16 protein-coding genes are annotated in these 17,616 nt (G+C 66.3%); 10 read left to right on the forward strand and 6 right to left on the reverse strand.

The window, feature by feature from the left end; all coding sequences use genetic code 11:
• Positions 1-47 precede the first annotated feature (47 nt).
• A complete protein-coding gene (locus tag BG61_RS00425; RefSeq protein WP_035941498.1) occupies positions 48-953 on the reverse strand; it encodes a peptidoglycan DD-metalloendopeptidase family protein in 906 nt (301 codons plus the stop codon).
• Positions 954-1,487: 534 nt separating this feature from the next.
• Here BG61_RS00425 and BG61_RS00430 point away from each other — a divergent pair.
• Complete coding sequence (locus tag BG61_RS00430) at positions 1,488-1,748, forward strand: GlsB/YeaQ/YmgE family stress response membrane protein (RefSeq protein WP_129572361.1); 261 nt, start codon at positions 1,488-1,490, stop codon at positions 1,746-1,748.
• A 139-nt stretch (positions 1,749-1,887) separates the two neighbouring features.
• Here BG61_RS00430 and BG61_RS00435 read toward each other — a convergent pair whose 3' ends face one another.
• Positions 1,888-2,550 (reverse strand): VTT domain-containing protein, encoded by a 663-nt coding sequence (locus tag BG61_RS00435; protein ID WP_035941061.1) that lies wholly within the window; start codon positions 2,548-2,550, stop codon positions 1,888-1,890.
• Positions 2,551-2,748: 198 nt separating this feature from the next.
• Between BG61_RS00435 and mutL the strand changes: the two genes are divergently transcribed.
• A complete protein-coding gene (gene mutL, locus BG61_RS00440; protein WP_035941063.1) occupies positions 2,749-4,728 on the forward strand; it encodes a DNA mismatch repair endonuclease MutL in 1,980 nt (659 codons plus the stop codon).
• A 31-nt stretch (positions 4,729-4,759) separates the two neighbouring features.
• On the forward strand, positions 4,760-5,728 hold the full coding sequence (gene miaA / locus BG61_RS00445) for a tRNA (adenosine(37)-N6)-dimethylallyltransferase MiaA (protein ID WP_035941501.1): 969 nt from the start codon (positions 4,760-4,762) through the stop codon (positions 5,726-5,728).
• A 44-nt stretch (positions 5,729-5,772) separates the two neighbouring features.
• Here the strand turns inward: miaA and purM are convergent, their stop codons facing one another.
• Entirely contained in the window at positions 5,773-6,828 is a 1,056-nt protein-coding gene (gene purM, locus BG61_RS00450) for a phosphoribosylformylglycinamidine cyclo-ligase (RefSeq protein WP_035941065.1), read from the reverse strand.
• Between the two features lie 5 nt (positions 6,829-6,833).
• Between purM and BG61_RS42665 the strand changes: the two genes are divergently transcribed.
• The 7 genes from BG61_RS42665 to panB are packed head-to-tail and all read left to right on the forward strand — an operon-like array spanning position 6,834 to position 12,300.
• Positions 6,834-6,986: a hypothetical protein gene (locus tag BG61_RS42665; RefSeq protein ID WP_161783652.1), complete on the forward strand. Its 153-nt coding sequence runs from the start codon at positions 6,834-6,836 to the stop codon at positions 6,984-6,986.
• A gap of 46 nt (positions 6,987-7,032) precedes the next feature.
• Entirely contained in the window at positions 7,033-7,848 is an 816-nt protein-coding gene (gene hda, locus BG61_RS00455; protein WP_035941069.1) for a DnaA regulatory inactivator Hda, read from the forward strand.
• A gap of 11 nt (positions 7,849-7,859) precedes the next feature.
• Positions 7,860-8,546 carry a histidinol-phosphatase gene (locus BG61_RS00460; protein WP_035941071.1) on the forward strand — a complete coding sequence of 229 codons (687 nt, stop codon included), beginning with the start codon at positions 7,860-7,862 and terminating at the stop codon, positions 8,544-8,546.
• Positions 8,539-10,140 (forward strand): polynucleotide adenylyltransferase PcnB, encoded by a 1,602-nt coding sequence (gene pcnB / locus BG61_RS00465; protein WP_035941074.1) that lies wholly within the window; start codon positions 8,539-8,541, stop codon positions 10,138-10,140. The genes BG61_RS00460 and pcnB overlap by 8 nt, the downstream gene beginning before the upstream one ends.
• 57 nt (positions 10,141-10,197) lie before the next feature.
• Positions 10,198-10,758, forward strand: a complete 561-nt coding sequence (gene folK / locus BG61_RS00470; protein WP_035941076.1) for a 2-amino-4-hydroxy-6-hydroxymethyldihydropteridine diphosphokinase — start codon at positions 10,198-10,200, stop codon at positions 10,756-10,758.
• Positions 10,755-11,438 carry a deoxynucleoside kinase gene (locus BG61_RS00475; protein ID WP_035941078.1) on the forward strand — a complete coding sequence of 228 codons (684 nt, stop codon included), beginning with the start codon at positions 10,755-10,757 and terminating at the stop codon, positions 11,436-11,438. The genes folK and BG61_RS00475 overlap by 4 nt, the downstream gene beginning before the upstream one ends.
• A gap of 46 nt (positions 11,439-11,484) precedes the next feature.
• The gene (panB, locus tag BG61_RS00480) at positions 11,485-12,300 is read left to right on the forward strand and encodes a 3-methyl-2-oxobutanoate hydroxymethyltransferase (RefSeq protein ID WP_035941081.1); all 816 of its coding nucleotides are present in this window, start codon (positions 11,485-11,487) and stop codon (positions 12,298-12,300) included.
• Positions 12,301-12,354: 54 nt separating this feature from the next.
• Here panB and pabB read toward each other — a convergent pair whose 3' ends face one another.
• The 3 genes from pabB to dnaK form a co-directional block, all read right to left on the reverse strand.
• Complete coding sequence (gene pabB, locus BG61_RS00485; protein ID WP_035941083.1) at positions 12,355-14,139, reverse strand: aminodeoxychorismate synthase component I; 1,785 nt, start codon at positions 14,137-14,139, stop codon at positions 12,355-12,357.
• Positions 14,140-14,152: 13 nt separating this feature from the next.
• A complete protein-coding gene (dnaJ, locus tag BG61_RS00490) occupies positions 14,153-15,286 on the reverse strand; it encodes a molecular chaperone DnaJ (protein ID WP_035941086.1) in 1,134 nt (377 codons plus the stop codon).
• A gap of 258 nt (positions 15,287-15,544) precedes the next feature.
• The gene (gene dnaK, locus BG61_RS00495; RefSeq protein ID WP_035941088.1) at positions 15,545-17,512 is read right to left on the reverse strand and encodes a molecular chaperone DnaK; all 1,968 of its coding nucleotides are present in this window, start codon (positions 17,510-17,512) and stop codon (positions 15,545-15,547) included.
• Between the last annotated feature and the right edge of the window lie 104 nt (positions 17,513-17,616).

Raw genomic sequence — 17,616 nt, forward strand, 5'->3', positions numbered from 1 at the left:
CGCTGCGCTGCGAAGCACCGGCCGCCGCGCTTCGCTTGTCCGCCGGCTTACCCGCCTGCCTTGCTCAACAACGGCAACGGATCGACTGCCTGACCGGACTTGCGCACCTCGAAATGCAGCAGCGGCTTGCCACCCGGGCCCGTGCCCATATCCGCGATCGTCGCGCCCTGCTTCACCGTGTCGCCTTCGCGCACGAGCAGCTTGCTGTTGTGCGCGTACGCGGTCAGGTAGTCGCCGCCGTGCTTGACGATGATCATCTGGCCGTAAGCCCGCAGCCCGCTTCCCGCGTACACCACCTTGCCCGGCGCCGCGGCCTTCACGGGTGTGCCCTCCTTGCCCGCAATATCGATCCCCTTGCTGCCGCTCACGCCGAATTTCGTCACGACTTCGCCTTGCGTCGGCCAGGCGAGCGAAAAGCCCTTGCCGCTCGCCACCGTCGATGGGCTGGCGCCCGCGGGCTCCGTGCCTCCGTTCTGCGCCGATGCAGCCGATGCAGCGGGAGCACCTTGCGCCACGCCGATCAGCGGCGGCTGAGCGGACTTTGCCGCAGCCGACTTGCTCCAGTCGTCGGCGGGGGCGGCCGTTGCCGATGCTGCATCCGGCGGCGCCACGCGCAGCAGTTGTCCGATGTTGACCTGCTTGCTTTCCGGCAGATTGTTCCATTTGACGAGGTCGGCGGGCTTCTGCTTTTGCGCACGCGCAATGCCGTAGAGCGTGTCGCCCGGCCTGACCCGGTAGAACCCCGGCCCCGCGGGCGGCAGCGGGGCAAGCCCCGCCGCGGGCACCGCAGCCACCGGTGACGGATTGTCAGCCGGTGCCTGAACGGCCGGCGGCGCGCTGCCGCCTACCGACCGCTCGACGATCGGCGCCGGCACGAGCGCCGTGGAACACCCCGTCAACCCCGTTCCGACGACGACGGCCCACGCCGTCAATTTGAATAGTTTTGAACGCATCACCGCCATACTTCCGATTCCCTGCCTGTTTGTTATTCCAACGGTCCGGGCGGACCCCGCCCGCGATCAAAACCGGGTTCCCGCCGCGCAGCCCCCGAACGCTCCGCCGTTCGTCGCGCTGCCCCCGCAGCCAAAAATCCCGCATCCCGACAATAACGCCGCGAGACTTACCGCCACGACCGCGAGCCGCACCCGACGCCACTCAAGCCCTTCCACTTTCACCTTCACGATTGCACACCTTTGCGAGCATAAAACATTTAGCGAACGTCCACGATTGCCGCGCGATATTTCTTCGACGGTTTGGCGTTCTAACCTTTCACGCTATCACAGCGCATTTGCGCCGCGCATCTGCGCTTGTCCGAATAGTCCATCCGCGCGCCGCCGGGCTCAGCCGCCTGTCTGGCCGGTCAGCCGGCCGGGTCGTTTCGTGACAATCGTTGACTTTTTAGGCGGTCCGCGCGCCGCCTTCATCGGCTACATTCAGCGCGCTCGATGCGGCTGCATCCTGCATTTCTCAATTACGGAGGTTAAGGCATGGAATTCGTGCAACACGGGATCGTCGCGTGGCTGATCATCGGCGCCGTGGCCGGCTGGCTCGCGGGCCTGCTCGTCAAGGGCGGCGGCTTCGGCCTGCTGGTCGACGTGCTGGTGGGCATCGTCGGCGCGGTGATCGGCGGCTGGCTCTTCGGCGTGCTCGGCATCTCGCTCGGCGGCGGCTGGATCGGCTCGGTGATCACCGCGGTGATCGGCGCAGTCGTGCTGCTCCTGGTGCTCCGGCTGATTCGCCGCGGCTAGGACTGATCTTGCCGCCTGTGGCTTTCACGGCCGCAGTCGCGTCTTCTGGCCGAAACCCTGCACTTTCAGCAACTCAGCAACTCAGCAACGACGAGGCCGCCAACCGGCGGCCTCGTTTTCACCTTTCGAACCGGCACGCTCAGGCTTTCGAAGAGCCTCGCCGCGTCATTTTCCAGAGCGCGCCGATCGCGACGGGAATGATCGCCGCGCCGATGCCGACCAGCACGATCACGTTCAGATACTGGCGGATGAACGGAATATTGCCGAAGAAGTAGCCGAGCAGCACGAGCAGCAGCACCCAGATCAGCGCGCCGAGCACGTTGAAGAACTGAAAGCGCGCAGCATCCATCGCGGATGCACCCGCCACGAACGGCGCGAACGTGCGCACGACCGGCACGAAGCGGGCGATGACGATCGTCTTGCCGCCGTGCTTCTCGTAGAAATCGTGCGTCTTCTTGAGCGCCTCGCGGTCGAGGAAGCGCTCGAGAATCGGAATATTGGAGTGGAACACCTTCGGGCCGACCGCGCGGCCGATCCAGTAATTGACCGTGTTCCCGCCGATCGCCGCCACGAGCAGCAGCACGATCAGCACGCCGAGGTGCATCGATCCGGTCGCCGCGAACGCGCCGCCAATGAACAGCAGCGAATCGCCGGGAAGGAACGGAAAGACGACGAGGCCCGTTTCGCAGAACACGATCAGGAACAGCACCGCGTAGACCCAGCCGCCGTAATTCGCAATGAAGAACCCGAGCGACTTGTCGATGTGGATGATGAGACCCAGAAATTGCAGAAGCGTGTCCAAAAGCGTTCCTCGGAAAAGAATATGACGCTGCGGCGGGCGTCGAAAACAGTCGCGTCATGATACCGAATGTCCATGACCAAAAAATCAGACCGCACGTATTCGATCGCACGAATCCAGGCACGAATCCGGCACAAAGAGCGAAAAAAGCAGTGAGGGGCGCTCCGGTGCGAGTCGCTGGCGAGTCGTTATAATTTCGGCATGCCCGATCCCACCGAAACCCCCGCCGTCGATTCGACCACCGGCGCGCCGCGCCGTTCGCGCACGATCCAGCCGCTCCCCGATCAGCTCATCAGCCAGATCGCGGCGGGCGAAGTGGTGGAACGCCCGGCGTCCGTCGTGAAGGAACTGCTCGAGAACGCGCTCGACGCCGGCGCAACCAGCCTGCGCATCACGCTCGACGAAGGCGGCGTGAAACGCATCGTGATCGCCGACGACGGCTGCGGCATGCCGCCCGCCGAACTGCCGCTCGCGCTGCTGCGCCACGCCACGAGCAAGATCCGCTCGCTCGCGGAGCTCGAAGCGGTCGCGACGCTCGGATTCCGCGGCGAGGCGCTGGCGTCGATCGCGTCGGTGGCCGAGCTCTTCATCACGAGCCGCACGGACGAATGCCCGCACGCGACGCGCATCGACGCCCAGACGGGCGCGATGTCGCCGGCGGCCGGCACGGTCGGCACGACCATGGAAGTGCGCGAGCTTTACTTCAACACACCGGCGCGCCGGAAATTCCTGAAGAGCGAGCAGACGGAGCTCGGGCACTGCCTCGAAGTGATCCGGCGCGTCGCGCTGGCGCGTCCGGATGTCGCGATTTCGGTGCTTCACAACGGCCGTGCCGTCGAGCACTGGAACGCGAGCGATCCGCAGGCGCGGGTCGCCAAGATTCTCGGCGAGGTGTTCGATACGGCCCACCTACCGCTCGACGAACGCGCCGGGCCGCTTGCCGTGTACGGCTGCGCGGGCCTGCCGACGGCGAGCCGCGGCCGCGCCGACCAGCAGTATTTCTTCGTGAACGGACGCTTCGTGCGCGACAAGCTCCTGACGCACGCCGTTCGCGCCGCCTACGAGGACGTGCTGCACGGCAACCGCTATCCGTCGTATGTGCTCTTTCTCGACCTGCCGCCCGAGGCGGTGGACGTGAACGTGCATCCGTCGAAGATCGAGGTGCGGTTCCGCGATTCACGCTCGATTCACCAGTTCGTGTTCCATGCCGTGCAGCGGGCGTTGGCACGCCATGCGGGGGCGTCGCCGGAAACGACGGCGGGCGGCCACGCGGCGCAATTGCAGCCGACCGGGCCCGCGTCGTTCAGCGCGAAGCCGCTCGCAGGCGCGGGAATCAGCGCGGCGATGGGCACGGCAATGGGCGCCGGCGCGCCGGACGGCCACGCGAAAAGCGAAAACGGCACCGCCTGGCTGCGGCAATCGCGCATGACGCAGGGCACGCTGCCCGTCGCCCAGCCGCTCGCGCTCTATGACGCGCTCTTCGGGCGCAAGGACGCCGGCGCGCTCGCGCAGCCAGCCGTCTCGTGGGCGTCGGACAGCGCGCCGGAGGCAATTCGCGCGCCAAACCCGCATCACGCCGCAGCGCTCCACGCCGACGAACAGCCGCTCGGTTTCGCGCTCGGCCAGATCCACGGCATCTACGTGCTCGCGCAGAACGCGCAGGGACTCGTGATCGTCGACATGCACGCCGCCCACGAACGCATCCTCTACGAGCAGTTCAAGACGGCGCTCGCCGATCGCGCGATCGGCGTGCAGCCGCTCCTGATCCCCGTTTCGATGACGGCGGAGCCCGTGGAAATCGGCGTCGTCGAGGAGGAGCGCGCGACGCTCGATGCGCTCGGCTTCGACCTGGCTGTACTGTCGCCGACTTCGATCGCGATCCGCGCAGTCCCGGCGCTGCTCAAGGACGCCGACCTGCAGTCGCTCGCGCGCGCGGTGCTCGCCGATCTTCACGCCTACGGCGGTTCGCGCGTGCTGACCGAGCGCCAGCACGAACTGCTCGGCACGCTCGCCTGCCATCACGCGGTGCGCGCGAACCGCCGCCTCACGGTCGACGAGATGAATGCGCTGTTGCGCCAGATGGAAGCCACCGAGCGCGCCGATCAGTGCAATCACGGCCGCCCGACGTGGTATCAGCTGACGCTCGGCGACCTCGACCGCCTCTTCTTGCGCGGGCAATGAGCACGCGATGAACGCGGCAACGAGCACGACGATGAGCGCTTCGCAAGCACCGGCGGCGCCCCGCCGCGCCCGCCCGGTCGCGTGCCTGCTCGGGCCGACGGCGTCGGGCAAGACCGCCGCCGCGCTCGCCTTTGCCGCGCGCCGGCCGGTCGAAATCGTGAGCGTCGATTCGGCGCTGGTGTATCGCGGCATGGATATCGGCACCGCGAAGCCGTCCGCCAGCGAACGCGCGCTCGCGCCGCATCACCTGATCGACATCATCGACCCCGCCGACACCTATTCCGCCGCCGATTTCCGCGCCGACGCGCTGCGGCTCGTCGGTGAAATCGATGCGCGGGGCAACGTGCCGCTGCTCGTCGGCGGCACGATGCTGTATTTCAAGGCCCTGACCGAGGGCCTGAACGATCTGCCCGCCGCGAATCAGGAAGTGCGCGCGGCGCTCGATTCCGACGCCGCCCGCGACGGCTGGCCCGCGCTGCACGCGCGGCTCGCGGCCGTCGATCCGCGCACCGCCGCGCGCCTCGCGCCGAACGACTCGCAGCGCATCCAGCGCGCGCTCGAAGTGTTCACGCTGACCGGCGAGCCGATGTCGGCGCTGCTCGCCGCGCCGCGCGCGCAGGACGAGGCGGCGGCCTACCGCTTCGTGCCGATCGCGCTCGAGCCGTCCGACCGCGGCGTATTGCACGCGCGGATCGCCGCGCGCTTCGACGCGATGCTCGCGGCCGGTTTCATCGATGAAGTGAAGCGCCTGCGCGCGCGCGGCGACCTGAGTCTCGACATGCCGTCGATGCGCTGCGTCGGCTACCGGCAGGCGTGGGAGTATCTCGACGGCGCGACGGACTACGCCACGATGCGCGACAAGGGCGTCTTCGCCACGCGCCAGCTGTGCAAGCGCCAGCTGACGTGGCTGCGCGCGATGCCGGAGCGGATCGTCGTCGATTGTTGCGCGCAGGATGCCGTGGATCAGGCGGCGCACGCCATCGAGCGCGTCAGCCAATAAAAAAAGCCGCTCATCCGAGCGGCTTGTTCATGAGCGCGGCAGCGTCAGACCACGACCGTCTGCGCCTCGCCTTCCCGGCTTTCGCGCACCGTGCCGATCTTCCAGACCTGCTCGCCCGCCGCCGACAGGAGGCCCGTCGCCGCTTCCACGTCTTCGGCCGCGACGATCACCGCCATGCCGATCCCGCAATTGAACACGCGATGCATTTCCGCATCCGCGACGCCGCCATGCTTCTGCAGCCACGAGAAAAGCGGCGGCAGCGGCCACGCACGGTGATCGAGCTCGGCGGTCAGCCCTTCGCGCAGCACGCGCGGGATGTTTTCCACCAGCCCGCCGCCCGTGATGTGCGCCATGCCCTTCACGGTCACGCTCTGCATCAGCGAAAGGAGCGGCTTCACGTAGATGTGCGTCGGCGCCATCAGCGCGTCGGCGAGCGACCGGCCGTCGAAATCGGCGGCGAGGTCCGGCTGCGCGCGCTCGATGATCTTGCGCACGAGCGAATAGCCATTCGAGTGAATTCCGCTCGATGCAAGGCCGAGCACCACATCGCCCGCCTTGATCGTGCTGCCGTCGATGATCTTCCTCTTTTCCACCGCGCCGACCGCGAAACCCGCCAGGTCGTACTCGCCGTCCGGGTACATGCCCGGCATTTCGGCGGTCTCGCCGCCGATCAGCGCGCAGCCCGATAGCTCGCAGCCCTTCGCGATGCCCGCCACGACGGTCGCGGCCGTGTCGACATCCAGCTTGCCGCACGCGAAATAATCGAGGAAGAAGAGCGGCTCGGCGCCCTGCACGAGAATGTCGTTCACGCTCATCGCGACGAGATCCTGGCCCACCGTGTCGTGCTTGTTCAGCTGGAACGCGAGGCGCAGCTTCGTGCCGACGCCGTCCGTGCCCGACACGAGCACCGGCTCCTTGTATTTCTTCGGCACTTCAAACAGCGCGCCGAAACCGCCGATGCCGCCCAGCACGCCTTCGCGCATCGTTTTCTTGGCAAAGGGCTTGATCCGGTCGACGAGCGCGTCGCCTGCGTCGATGTCCACGCCCGCGTCGCGATACGACAAACCTTGGGCGTCAGGGGCGGTTTTCGGCTGATTCATGGGGGATGAGCGAGAAGGTCGGTAAAATACGATTTTACCCGATGCCGGCCGCCCGGCTGGAATTCACGCGCTCCGCCCGGCCCGCGCGAATCTTTTTCAGGATTCGCGCGGAGCAGACCGTGCGCGCCGTGCCCGGCGCGAGCCATGCCGCGCCATGACCAGCACCATGCTTTTAAAGATACGCCCCGACGGAACCGACTGCCCGTGCAACGCCAATTGACGCTCGATCTCGGCACGCCCCCGCCTGCCACCTTCGACAATTTCTTCGCCGCCGGCAACCACGAACTCGTGACGCGCCTGCGCGAGCTCGACGGCGCGCTCGCGGCCGGTCCGGTCGCGGACCGCACGTTCTACGTCTGGGGCGAGCCGGGCAGCGGCCGCAGCCATCTGCTGCAGGCCATCGTGCATGAGGCGACCGGGCGCGCGCGCTTCCTGAGCCCGCAAAGCGCGCTCACCGCGTTCAGCTTCGATCCGCGCGTGACGCTTTACGCCGTCGACGACTGCGACGGCCTCTCGGGCGCGCAGCAGATCGCCCTTTTCAACCTCTTCAACGAAGTGCGCGCCCATCCGACGAGCGCGCTCGTCGCAACCGGCAGCGCCGCGCCGATGGGGCTTTCGGTGCGCGAGGATCTGCGCACGCGGCTCGGCTGGGGGCTGGTGTTCCATCTCGTCGCGCTGAGCGACGAGGCCAAGGTGGCGGTGCTCAGGAACGCGGCGCGCGAACGCGGCATCGCGCTCGCCGACGACGTGCCCGCCTACCTGCTCACGCATTTTCGCCGTGACATGCCGAGCCTGATGGCGCTTTTCGACGAGCTCGACCGCTTTTCGCTCGAACAGAAGCGCGCGGTGACGCTGCCGCTCCTGCGCCGGATGCTCGCGAGCACCGGTGGCGCGCAGCCGCCCGGACTCGCGCTCGTCGGCCCCGCCGGCAGCGGAGAACCGGCCGGCCCGCTCTTCGATCCGCCCGGCCCGGACGCACCCCCCGCACCGCCGGAAACGGCTCCGACCCGCTTCAAGTAAAATGCGCTCCCATGAACCTCGCTCTTTTTGATCTCGATCACACGCTCATTCCGACGGACAGCGACCACGAATGGGGCCGCTTCATGGTGAAGCTCGGCATCGTCGATGCGGAAAGCTTCGCGCGTCAGAACGACGCCTTCTACGCCGACTACAAGGCGGGCGTGCTCGACATCGACGCGTACCTGCACGCGATGCTCAAGCCGCTCGCGAAATACTCGCGCGACCAGCTCGCCGACTGGCACGCGCAATTCATGCACGAAGTGATCAACCCGCGCATCGTGCCCGCCGCCGTGACCCTCGTGCGCGAGCATCAGGACAACGGCGACCTGTGCTGCCTCGTCACTGCCACCAACGCGTTCATCACCGCGCCGATCGCCGAAGCGTTCGGCATCGACGCGCTGATCGCGTGCGAAGTCGAAACCATCGACAACCATCCGCAAGGCGCCTTCACCGGCCGCCCGACCGGCACGCCGAGCTATCGGGAAGGCAAGATCGTGCGCGTCGAGGCATGGCTCGCGTCGCTCGACAAGAAGCTCTCCGACTTCAGGCACAGCTATTTCTACAGCGACTCGCACAACGACATTCCGCTGCTCGAAAAAGTCACCGACCCGATCGCGACCAATCCCGACGACACGCTGCGCGCCCACGCGCAGGCAAAAGGCTGGCGCATCCTGGACCTCTTCAATACACGTGATTAAAAAACTCATCCGCAAGCTGTTCGGGCAGGATAGCGCCGAATCCGAAACCGGCGCGTCAACCGACGCTGCCTCTCATCCCACCGAAGCCGCAACCGCGCCCGCCGCCCGCAAGAGCACGCGCAAGAAAACGCCCGTCGCGGTGAAGCGCGACCCGAACGTGCCGGTCATCCTGTCGTCCGACATTCACGGCATCGACCCTTCGCTGATCTCGAAGAACGCGGTGCGCGTCACCGACGCGCTGCAGGAAGCCGGCCATCGCGCGTTCATCGTCGGCGGCGCGGTGCGCGACCTGCTGCTCGGCGTCGCGCCGAAGGACTTCGACGTCGCCACCGACGCCACACCCGACCAGGTGCAGAAGCTCTTTCGCCGCGCACGCATCATCGGGCGGCGCTTCCAGATCGTGCACGTGCAGTTCGGCCAGGACATCATCGAGACCTCGACGTTCCGCGCGCTCGTCGACATTCCCGCCGACGCGCCGCCCGCCGAACCGCCGCGGCGCCTGAAGCGCGGCGAGCTGGACGCGCGCACCCATGCGGTCGATGCAAGCGGGCGCGTGCTGCGCGACAATGTGTGGGGCGAGCAGCACGAGGACGCCACGCGCCGCGATTTCACGATCAACGCGATGTACTACGATCCGGCAACGCAGACCGTGCTGGACTACCACGACGGAATGGCCGACATTCGCGCGCGTCTCCTGCGCATGATCGGCGATCCGGCGACGCGTTATCGCGAGGACCCGGTGCGCATGCTGCGCGTCGTGCGCTTCGCGGCAAAGCTCGGTTTCGAGATCGAGGAGTCGACGCGCGCGCCGATCCGCGAACTCGCGGATCTGATGAACAACGTGCCGGCGGCGCGCCTCTTCGACGAGATGCTGAAGCTGCTGCTCTCGGGCCACGCGCTCGCCTGCCTCACGCGGCTGCGCGCGGAAGGGCTGCATCACGGCGTGCTGCCGCTGCTCGACGTCGTGCTCGAGCAGCCGCATGGCGAGAAGTTCGTGACGCTCGCGCTCACCAATACCGACGAGCGCGTGCGCGCCGGCAAGCCGGTGTCGCCGGGCTTCCTGTTCGCCACGCTGCTGTGGCACGACATGCAGACGCGCTGGCAGCAATTCACGGCCGCGGGCGAGTATCCGGTGCCCGCGCTGCATCGCGCGATGGACGACGTGCTCGACATGCAGACCGAGAAGCTCGCGATCCACAAGCGCTACTCGTCGGACATGCGCGAGATCTGGGGTCTGCAGCACCGGCTGGAAAAGCGTTCGGGACGAAGCGCGCTGAAGCTGCTGGAACACCAAAGGTTTAGAGCGGGTTATGATTTCCTCCTGTTGCGCTGCGAATCAGGCGAACTGGATCCCGCGATCGGACAGTGGTGGACGGATTTCATCGACGGGGACGCCGCCGCGCGCGAAGCACTGCTCGCGCTGGGCGGGCGTGACCGGTCGCCCAAGAAACGACGGCGACGCAGCAATGCCAAAGGCCGCAGGACGGGTGACGCAATGGAGGGCGGCGAGAGCGCCGAGGAACGGGAAGGCAGCGACACGCGCGAAGTGCGTGACCTGAGTCCCAATGACCACGGCAGCCACGGCAACGATTGACGACAGACTTTCGTTGCGAGGCAGCCGCCGCCGAACGACAGTCGTAGGATTTATGCCATGACGGTAGCTTATCTGGGCCTCGGCGCGAATCTCGGAGATGCGCGTCAGACCCTGAAAGACGCGGTCGTGTGTCTTGCTCAGCAACGCACGATCACGGTGCTCGCGAAATCGAGCCTCTATCGCACCGCGCCGATCGACGCCGGTGGCGACGACTATTTCAATTGCGTCGTCAAGATCGAGACCACGATGCCCGCGCGGCAACTGCTGCGGCTCTGCCATACGGTCGAGGAACAGTTCGGGCGCGAGCGGCCGTATCGCAACGCGCCGCGCACGCTCGATCTCGATATCCTGCTCTTCGGCGATTCCAGCATCGACGAAGCCGATCTCATCGTGCCCCATCCGCGCCTGACCGAGCGCGCGTTCGCGCTCGTGCCGCTCGTCGAGCTCGATGGCGAAGTGATCATCCCGCAACTGGGCCGCGCCGATGCCTTCCTCGCCGCCGTGCACGAGCAGCGCATCGAAAAGGTCGCGACCTGCCAGTGTCCGATGCAGGGCGCGCAACGCGCAGCGAACGGCGGCGACGTTCTCGCCGCATCCACCAAGAACAACTGCCGATGAGCGCCGCTTTCCCTCTTACCGTCACCGCACCGCATCTGCGCCCGCCGCATCGCTATATCGCGATCGAGGGTCCGATTGGCGTCGGCAAGACGACGCTCGCCACGCTGCTCGCCGAACGCTGGTCGATGCGCACGCTCTTCGAGCGTCCGCAGGACAATCCGTTTCTCGAGCGCTTCTATCGCGACACCACGCGCTACGCGCTGCAGACGCAATTGAGCTTCGCGCTGCAGCGTGTCAGGCAGACGCGCGAAGTCGCCGATGCGCTCGGCGGCCAGGCGCCGCTGATGGCCGATTTCATCACGCAGAAAAGCGAACTGTTCGCGCGTCTCACGCTGCCCGACGACGAGTTCCAGCTGTATCGCGAGATCGCGTCGCGCATCGATACGAGCGCGCCCGCACCCGATCTCGTCGTGTATCTGCAGGCGAGTCCGGAAGTGCTGTTCGCGCGCATCCAGAAGCGTGCACTGCCGATGGAACTGCAGATTCCCGATGCCTATCTGCGCGCGCTGTGCGACGCTTATAACGAGTTCTTCTATCACTACGACGCGACACCGGTGCTCACGGTGAACGCCGAGCATCTGAATCCGCTCGATTCGGATGCGGATCTGGCGCTCCTGATCGAGCGCATCGAGACGATGCGCGGACGCAAGGAATTCTTTGTCAAAGGCACGTCTCTCTGAGCCCGCTCGGGCTTTCGGTCTGACGCGCTCACTCTCTGGAACGATCATGGCGTACTTGCAGGAAACCGGCCGCAATGCGATCACCGTCCCGAAGCTCCAGGCGATGCGCGAGGCGGGCGAGAAAATCGTGATGCTGACGTGCTACGACGCGAGCTTCTCGGCGCTGCTCGACCGCGCGGGCGTCGACGTGATGCTGATCGGCGACTCGCTCGGCAACGTGTTGCAGGGACACAGCACGACGCTGCCCGTCACCCTCGCCGACATCGCGTATCACACGGCCTCGGTCGCGCGCGGCAACAAGGGTGCGCTGATCGTCGCCGACATGCCGTTCGGCACGGTCGGCTCGCGCGAGGACGCGTACGCGAACGCCGTGCAGCTGATGCGCGCGGGCGCGCAGATGGTGAAGATCGAAGGCGGCGAGTGGCTCGCCGACACGGTGCGCTTTCTCGTCGAGCGATCGATTCCGGTGTGCGGGCACGTTGGCCTCACGCCGCAGTCGGTCCATGCGTTCGGCGGCTTCAAGGTGCAGGGCAAGACCGACGCGGCCGCCTCTCAGATGCGCCGCGACGCGCTCGCCCTGCAGGACGCCGGCGCCCAGATGCTCGTGATCGAAGCCGTGCCGACGCTGCTCGCGCGCGAAGTGACCGAGCAGGTCGCCATTCCGACGATCGGCATCGGCGCGGGTATAGACTGTTCGGGACAGGTGCTGGTGCTGCACGACATGCTCGGGATCTTTCCCGGCAAGCGGCCCCGCTTCGTGAAGGATTTCATGCACGGCCAGCCGACGATCTTCGCCGCCGTCGAGGCCTACGTGCGCGCGGTGAAAGACAGCAGCTTCCCCGGTCCGGAACATACGTTCTGAGTGCTTTCCGAAAGAGGCGCCGCACTGCGCCTCTTTCGGCGGCCGCCGCTCGCCCTATGTCCGCAATCGCGCGCCGACTCCGCCGCGCAGCGCGTTGCTCACCATCAGCGCTTCGGCGCGCTCCAGTTCTTCCCGCGTGATCGTGCGCTCGGCCGCGCCCAGCTCATCGATCAGCACGCCACGCATCACGCCCGGCAGCACGCCTGCCTCGATCGGCGGCGTCCACCAGCGGCCGTCGAGCTTCACGAAGACCGTCGATCGCCCGCCCTCCGTCAACTCCGCACGCTCGTTGAAGAACAGCATGTCGAACGCGCCCTGGGCCTCGGCTTCACGCCACGCGCGATCGAAGTCCTCGCGGCGGGTCGTCTTGTGGCGCAGCAGCGGATCGCCCGACGCCTGCGGAGCGAAGCCGTAATCGGGCGCGAGCAGCACATCGACGGTATCGGCGGCGAGGGGCGCGAGCGGCGCGCTCGAAAGCGTGATCTGCCCGGCCTTGTCGAGCGCAATCCGCAGCCGGTACGGCTTGCCTGCATCGAAGCTCATGCAGCGTTCGCCGACGAGCGCCTTCAATTGCAACTCGTCGAGCGAAAAACCGAGATAGCGCGCGCTGCCCGCGAGCCGCGCGAGATGGCGCCCGAAGTGGCGAACGCCCGCGTCGCGCGTGGCGTAGGCGGTTTCGAACAGCTCGAAACCGGGATCGGCACCCGTGAGAAAACGTGCTTTCAAGAGACACTCCGCGTATTCGTCGGCGGCGACGCTGTCGAGCACGATTCCCGCGCCAATGCCCATCGTGCCCCGTCCGTCGCCCACGACCAGCGTGCGGATCGCGACCGAAAGGCAGAAGTCGGCGTTTCGGTTCAGCCAGCCGATCGCGCCCGTATAGATGCCGCGCGGCGTGCTTTCGATTGCATCGATCAACTGCATCGTCCTGTATTTCGGCGCACCGGTGATCGAGCCGCACGGGAACAGCGCGCGCAGGATGTCCGCGAACGAAGTGCCGGGCCGAACGCGCGCTTCGACCGTCGAGGTCATCTGCCACACCGACGCATACGGCTCGACCGAGAAGAGCGCGGGCACGCGCACCGAGCCGGTGGCCGCCACGCGCGACATGTCGTTGCGCAGCAAGTCGACGATCATCACGTTTTCGGCGCGGTTCTTCGGATCGTCGTGCAGCGCCTGCGGGTCGGTGTCGCGCGGGGCCGTGCCTTTCATCGGCCTCGCGCGCAGGAGGTCGCCGGCCTTCTCGATGAAAAGCTCCGGCGAACACGACAGCACCGCGCGGCCCTCCGGCAGCGCGATGAACGCGCCGTAGCGCACCGGCTGCCGTGCCCGCAGCCGCCGGTAAAGCGCGAGCGGCGTGCCGAACACGTCGAAAGCGAGCCGGTACGTGTAGTTGACCTGGTACGTGTCGCCCGCGCGCAGCGCTTCGTGCACGGCGGCGATCGCGGCGTCGAACTCGCCGCGCGTGACGCTCGCCTCCATACCGGCGACACCCGCCGCCGACGGCGTCGCCGCGCCGCCATCCTGCGACGCGAGCCACGCATCGGCCTCGTCGCGCGAGAGCGGTGCGCAATCGCGGAACAACAAAAAGCGCAGCGCGGCATCGCCGGGCTGCGCCAACTGGAGATTGCGGCCGAACTCGTAATCCGCGACGACGACCGCGTGCAGACCGCCCCGCAAATCGTCTTCGACCTGCGCGCACACCGTGGCGAGCGCCGCGCCGTCGGTGCAGGACCGCTCGTGCGCGAACCCTGTGTACAAGCGAGTCGACCGCCTTGCGGCGGTCGACTCGCAATCGTCGAGCAGCGCGAACACCGCGCTGCGTGGATCGGCCGTCATTGCATGGACCGTATCAGTCAAAGAAGCTCTTCACCCGATCGAACCAGCTCTTGCTTTGCGGGCTGTGACGCGAGCCTCCTTCGACGAGCGATTTCTCGAACTGCTTGAGCAGGTCGCGCTGCTGGTCGGTGAGCTTGACGGGCGTTTCCACCTGCACGTGCACGTACAGATCGCCCGCGATGCTCGAGCGCAAGCCCTTGATGCCCTTGCCCCGCAGACGGAATGTCTTGCCCGACTGCGTGCCTTCCGGCACCGTGAAGCTGGCGCGGCCCGCGAGCGTCGGCACCTCGATCTCGCCGCCGAGGGCGGCGGTGGTGAACTGGATCGGCATCTGGCAATGCAGGTCGTCGCCGTCGCGCTCGAACACCGAGTGCTGCTTGATGTGAATCTCGACATACAGATCGCCGCTCGGACCGCCGTTGATGCCCGGCTCGCCGTTGCCGGCGGAGCGGATGCGCATGCCGTCGTCGATACCGGCCGGAATCTTCACTTCCAGCGTCTTCGTTTCCTTCACCTTGCCCGCGCCGTGGCAGTGCGCGCAGGGCTCGGGGATGTAGCTGCCGGTGCCGTGGCACTTCGGGCACGTTTGCTGGATGCTGAAAAATCCCTGAGACATGCGCACCGTGCCATTGCCATGACAGGTCGGGCAGGTTTCCGGCTTGGTACCGGGCTTCGCGCCCGAGCCGTGGCAGACGTCGCAGTTCACCCAGCTCGGCACGCGGATCTGCGTGTCGTAGCCGTGTGCCGCCTGTTCGAGCGTGATTTCCATGCTGTAGCGCAGGTCGGCTCCGCGATACACCTGCGGACCGGCGCGCCCGCGGCCGGCACCACCCGCGGTCTGGCCGAAAATGTCGCCGAAAATGTCCCCGAATGCGTCCGCGAAACCGCCGAAGCCCTGCGCGCCCGCACCGCCCATGTTCGGATCGACGCCCGCGTGGCCGTACTGGTCGTAGGCCGCGCGCTTTTGCGAATCCGAGAGCATTTCGTAGGCTTCCTTCCCCTCCTTGAAATGCTCTTCCGCATTCTTGTTGTCCGGATTGCGGTCGGGGTGGTACTTCATCGCGAGCTTGCGATACGCCTTCTTGATCTCGTCGTCGCTTGCGTTCTTCGCGACGCCCAGAACCTCGTAGTAATCCCGTTTCGCCATATCGGTTCGATGCCGCCGCGCCACGCGCGGGCGGCTCCCTCTCAGATGCTTTGAGTCTCGCGACTCGTGTGTAACCTTCGACGCCCCGCTTGACTGGATGCAGCCAGGCGCCCTCTAAAAAAACAACGTGCCCGGGGAGCCGTTTGGCTCGCCAGGCGCGTTCTTCATTCCTGCTTCGTCTCGATCGACCGGCTTCGCGCATCCTCACGCGAAGCCGGATCCGGCCGTGGCGACGAATCGCTCGTGCGGCTCAACGACTCAGTCCTTCTTCACTTCCTTGAACTCCGCGTCGACCACGTCGTCCTGCTGCTGGCTCGCACCGCCCGCCGCCGACGAAGCACCCGCACCGCCGCCGGCCGCACCGGCCGCGGCACCCGCCGCCGCGCCCTGCGCTGCCTGCATGTCGGCGTACATCTTCTCGCCGAGCTTCTGCGAAGCGGTGGCAAGCGTCTCGATCTTCGCGTCGATCGCAGCCTTGTCGCTCGAACCGCTCTTCAGCGTGTCCTCGAGGTCCTTCAGCGCGGCTTCGATCTTCTCCTTCTCGGCCGCGTCGACCTTGTCGCCGTACTCGGCCACCGCTTTCTTCGTGCTGTGAACGAGCGCGTCGCCCTGGTTGCGCGAGTCGGCCAGTTCGCGGAGCTTGTGATCCTCTTCCGCGTTGGCTTCGGCGTCCTTCACCATCTTGTCGATCTCGGCATCCGACAGGCCCGAGTTCGCCTTGATGGTGATCTTGTTTTCCTTGCCCGTCGCCTTGTCCTTCGCGCCGACGTGCAGAATGCCGTTCGCATCGATGTCGAAGGTCACTTCGATCTGCGGCGTGCCGCGCGGTGCCGGCGGAATGCCTTCCAGGTTGAACTCGCCGAGCAGCTTGTTGCCCGCCGCCATTTCGCGCTCGCCCTGGAACACCTTGATCGTCACGGCGCCCTGGTTGTCGTCGGCCGTCGAATACACTTGCGCGTGCTTCGTCGGGATCGTCGTGTTCTTGTTGATCATCTTCGTCATCACGCCGCCGAGCGTCTCGATGCCGAGCGACAAAGGCGTCACGTCGAGCAGCAGCACGTCCTTGCGGTCGCCCGACAGAACCTGGCCCTGAATCGCCGCGCCCACGGCCACGGCTTCGTCCGGGTTCACGTCACGGCGCGGTTCCTTGCCGAAGAATTCCTTCACCTTCTCCTGCACCTTCGGCATACGCGTCATGCCGCCGACGAGAATCACGTCGTCGATTTCACCGACCTTCACGCCCGCATCCTTGATGGCAATGCGGCACGGTTCGATCGTGCGCTCGATCAGTTCTTCGACGAGCGCTTCGAGCTTCGCACGCGTAAATTTCAGGTTCAAGTGCTTCGGACCCGACGCGTCGGCCGTGATGTACGGCAGGTTGATGTCGGTCTGCGCGGTCGACGACAGCTCGATCTTCGCCTTTTCCGCCGCTTCCTTCAGGCGCTGCAGCGCGAGCACGTCCTTCGACAGATCGACGCCCTGTTCCTTCTTGAACTCGGCAATGATGTAGTCGATGATGCGCTGGTCGAAGTCCTCGCCGCCGAGGAACGTGTCGCCGTTCGTCGAGAGCACTTCGAACTGCTTTTCGCCGTCCACGTCCGCGATTTCGATGATCGAGACGTCGAACGTGCCGCCGCCCAGGTCATACACCGCGATCTTGCGGTCGCCCTTTTCGGCCTTGTCGAGACCGAACGCGAGCGCGGCCGCCGTCGGCTCGTTGATGATGCGCTTGACTTCCAGGCCGGCGATGCGGCCCGCGTCCTTGGTTGCCTGGCGCTGGCTGTCGTTGAAGTACGCGGGAACCGTGATCACGGCTTCCGTGACCGGCTCGCCGAGATAGTCTTCAGCGGTCTTCTTCATCTTGCGCAGCACTTCGGCAGAAATCTGCGGCGGCGCGAGCTTCTGGCCGTGCGCTTCCACCCAGGCGTCGCCGTTGTCGGCCTTGACGATCTTGTAGGGCATCAGGCCGATGTCCTTCTGCACTTCCTTTTCTTCGAAGCGGCGGCCGATCAGGCGCTTGACCGCATACAGCGTGTTGCGCGGATTCGTGACCGACTGGCGCTTGGCCGGGGCGCCGACGAGAATTTCGTTTTCGTCGACATAAGCGATGATCGACGGCGTCGTGCGCGCGCCTTCCGAATTCTCGATGACCCGGACCTGGTTGCCTTCCATGATCGCCACGCACGAATTGGTCGTGCCGAGGTCGATACCGATGATTTTGCCCATTTTTGTAATCTCCTGACTTTGATCGCAGCGGGCCCGGCTTTCGAAGCGCGGCTTTTTCAGCCGGTTCGAGCGGTCGGACGCCCAAAATTCATACCTGTACGCAA

The sequence above is a fragment of the Caballeronia glathei genome (assembly GCF_000698595.1).
In the GTDB taxonomy this organism is placed as follows: domain Bacteria; phylum Pseudomonadota; class Gammaproteobacteria; order Burkholderiales; family Burkholderiaceae; genus Caballeronia; species Caballeronia glathei.

Excerpts from the sequence above, each read along its gene's own strand:
- BG61_RS00425 (WP_035941498.1), bottom strand. The coding sequence starts at position 953 with ATGCGTTCAAAACTATTCAAATTGACGGCGTGGGCCGTCGTCGTCGGA.
- BG61_RS00430 (WP_129572361.1), top strand. The coding sequence starts at position 1,488 with ATGGAATTCGTGCAACACGGGATCGTCGCGTGGCTGATCATCGGCGCC.
- mutL (WP_035941063.1), top strand. The coding sequence starts at position 2,749 with ATGCCCGATCCCACCGAAACCCCCGCCGTCGATTCGACCACCGGCGCG.
- miaA (WP_035941501.1), top strand. The coding sequence starts at position 4,760 with ATGAGCGCTTCGCAAGCACCGGCGGCGCCCCGCCGCGCCCGCCCGGTC.
- purM (WP_035941065.1), bottom strand. The coding sequence starts at position 6,828 with ATGAATCAGCCGAAAACCGCCCCTGACGCCCAAGGTTTGTCGTATCGC.
- BG61_RS42665 (WP_161783652.1), top strand. The coding sequence starts at position 6,834 with ATGAGCGAGAAGGTCGGTAAAATACGATTTTACCCGATGCCGGCCGCC.
- BG61_RS00460 (WP_035941071.1), top strand. The coding sequence starts at position 7,860 with ATGAACCTCGCTCTTTTTGATCTCGATCACACGCTCATTCCGACGGAC.
- folK (WP_035941076.1), top strand. The coding sequence starts at position 10,198 with ATGACGGTAGCTTATCTGGGCCTCGGCGCGAATCTCGGAGATGCGCGT.
- BG61_RS00475 (WP_035941078.1), top strand. The coding sequence starts at position 10,755 with ATGAGCGCCGCTTTCCCTCTTACCGTCACCGCACCGCATCTGCGCCCG.
- panB (WP_035941081.1), top strand. The coding sequence starts at position 11,485 with ATGGCGTACTTGCAGGAAACCGGCCGCAATGCGATCACCGTCCCGAAG.
- pabB (WP_035941083.1), bottom strand. The coding sequence starts at position 14,139 with ATGACGGCCGATCCACGCAGCGCGGTGTTCGCGCTGCTCGACGATTGC.
- dnaJ (WP_035941086.1), bottom strand. The coding sequence starts at position 15,286 with ATGGCGAAACGGGATTACTACGAGGTTCTGGGCGTCGCGAAGAACGCA.
- dnaK (WP_035941088.1), bottom strand. The coding sequence starts at position 17,512 with ATGGGCAAAATCATCGGTATCGACCTCGGCACGACCAATTCGTGCGTG.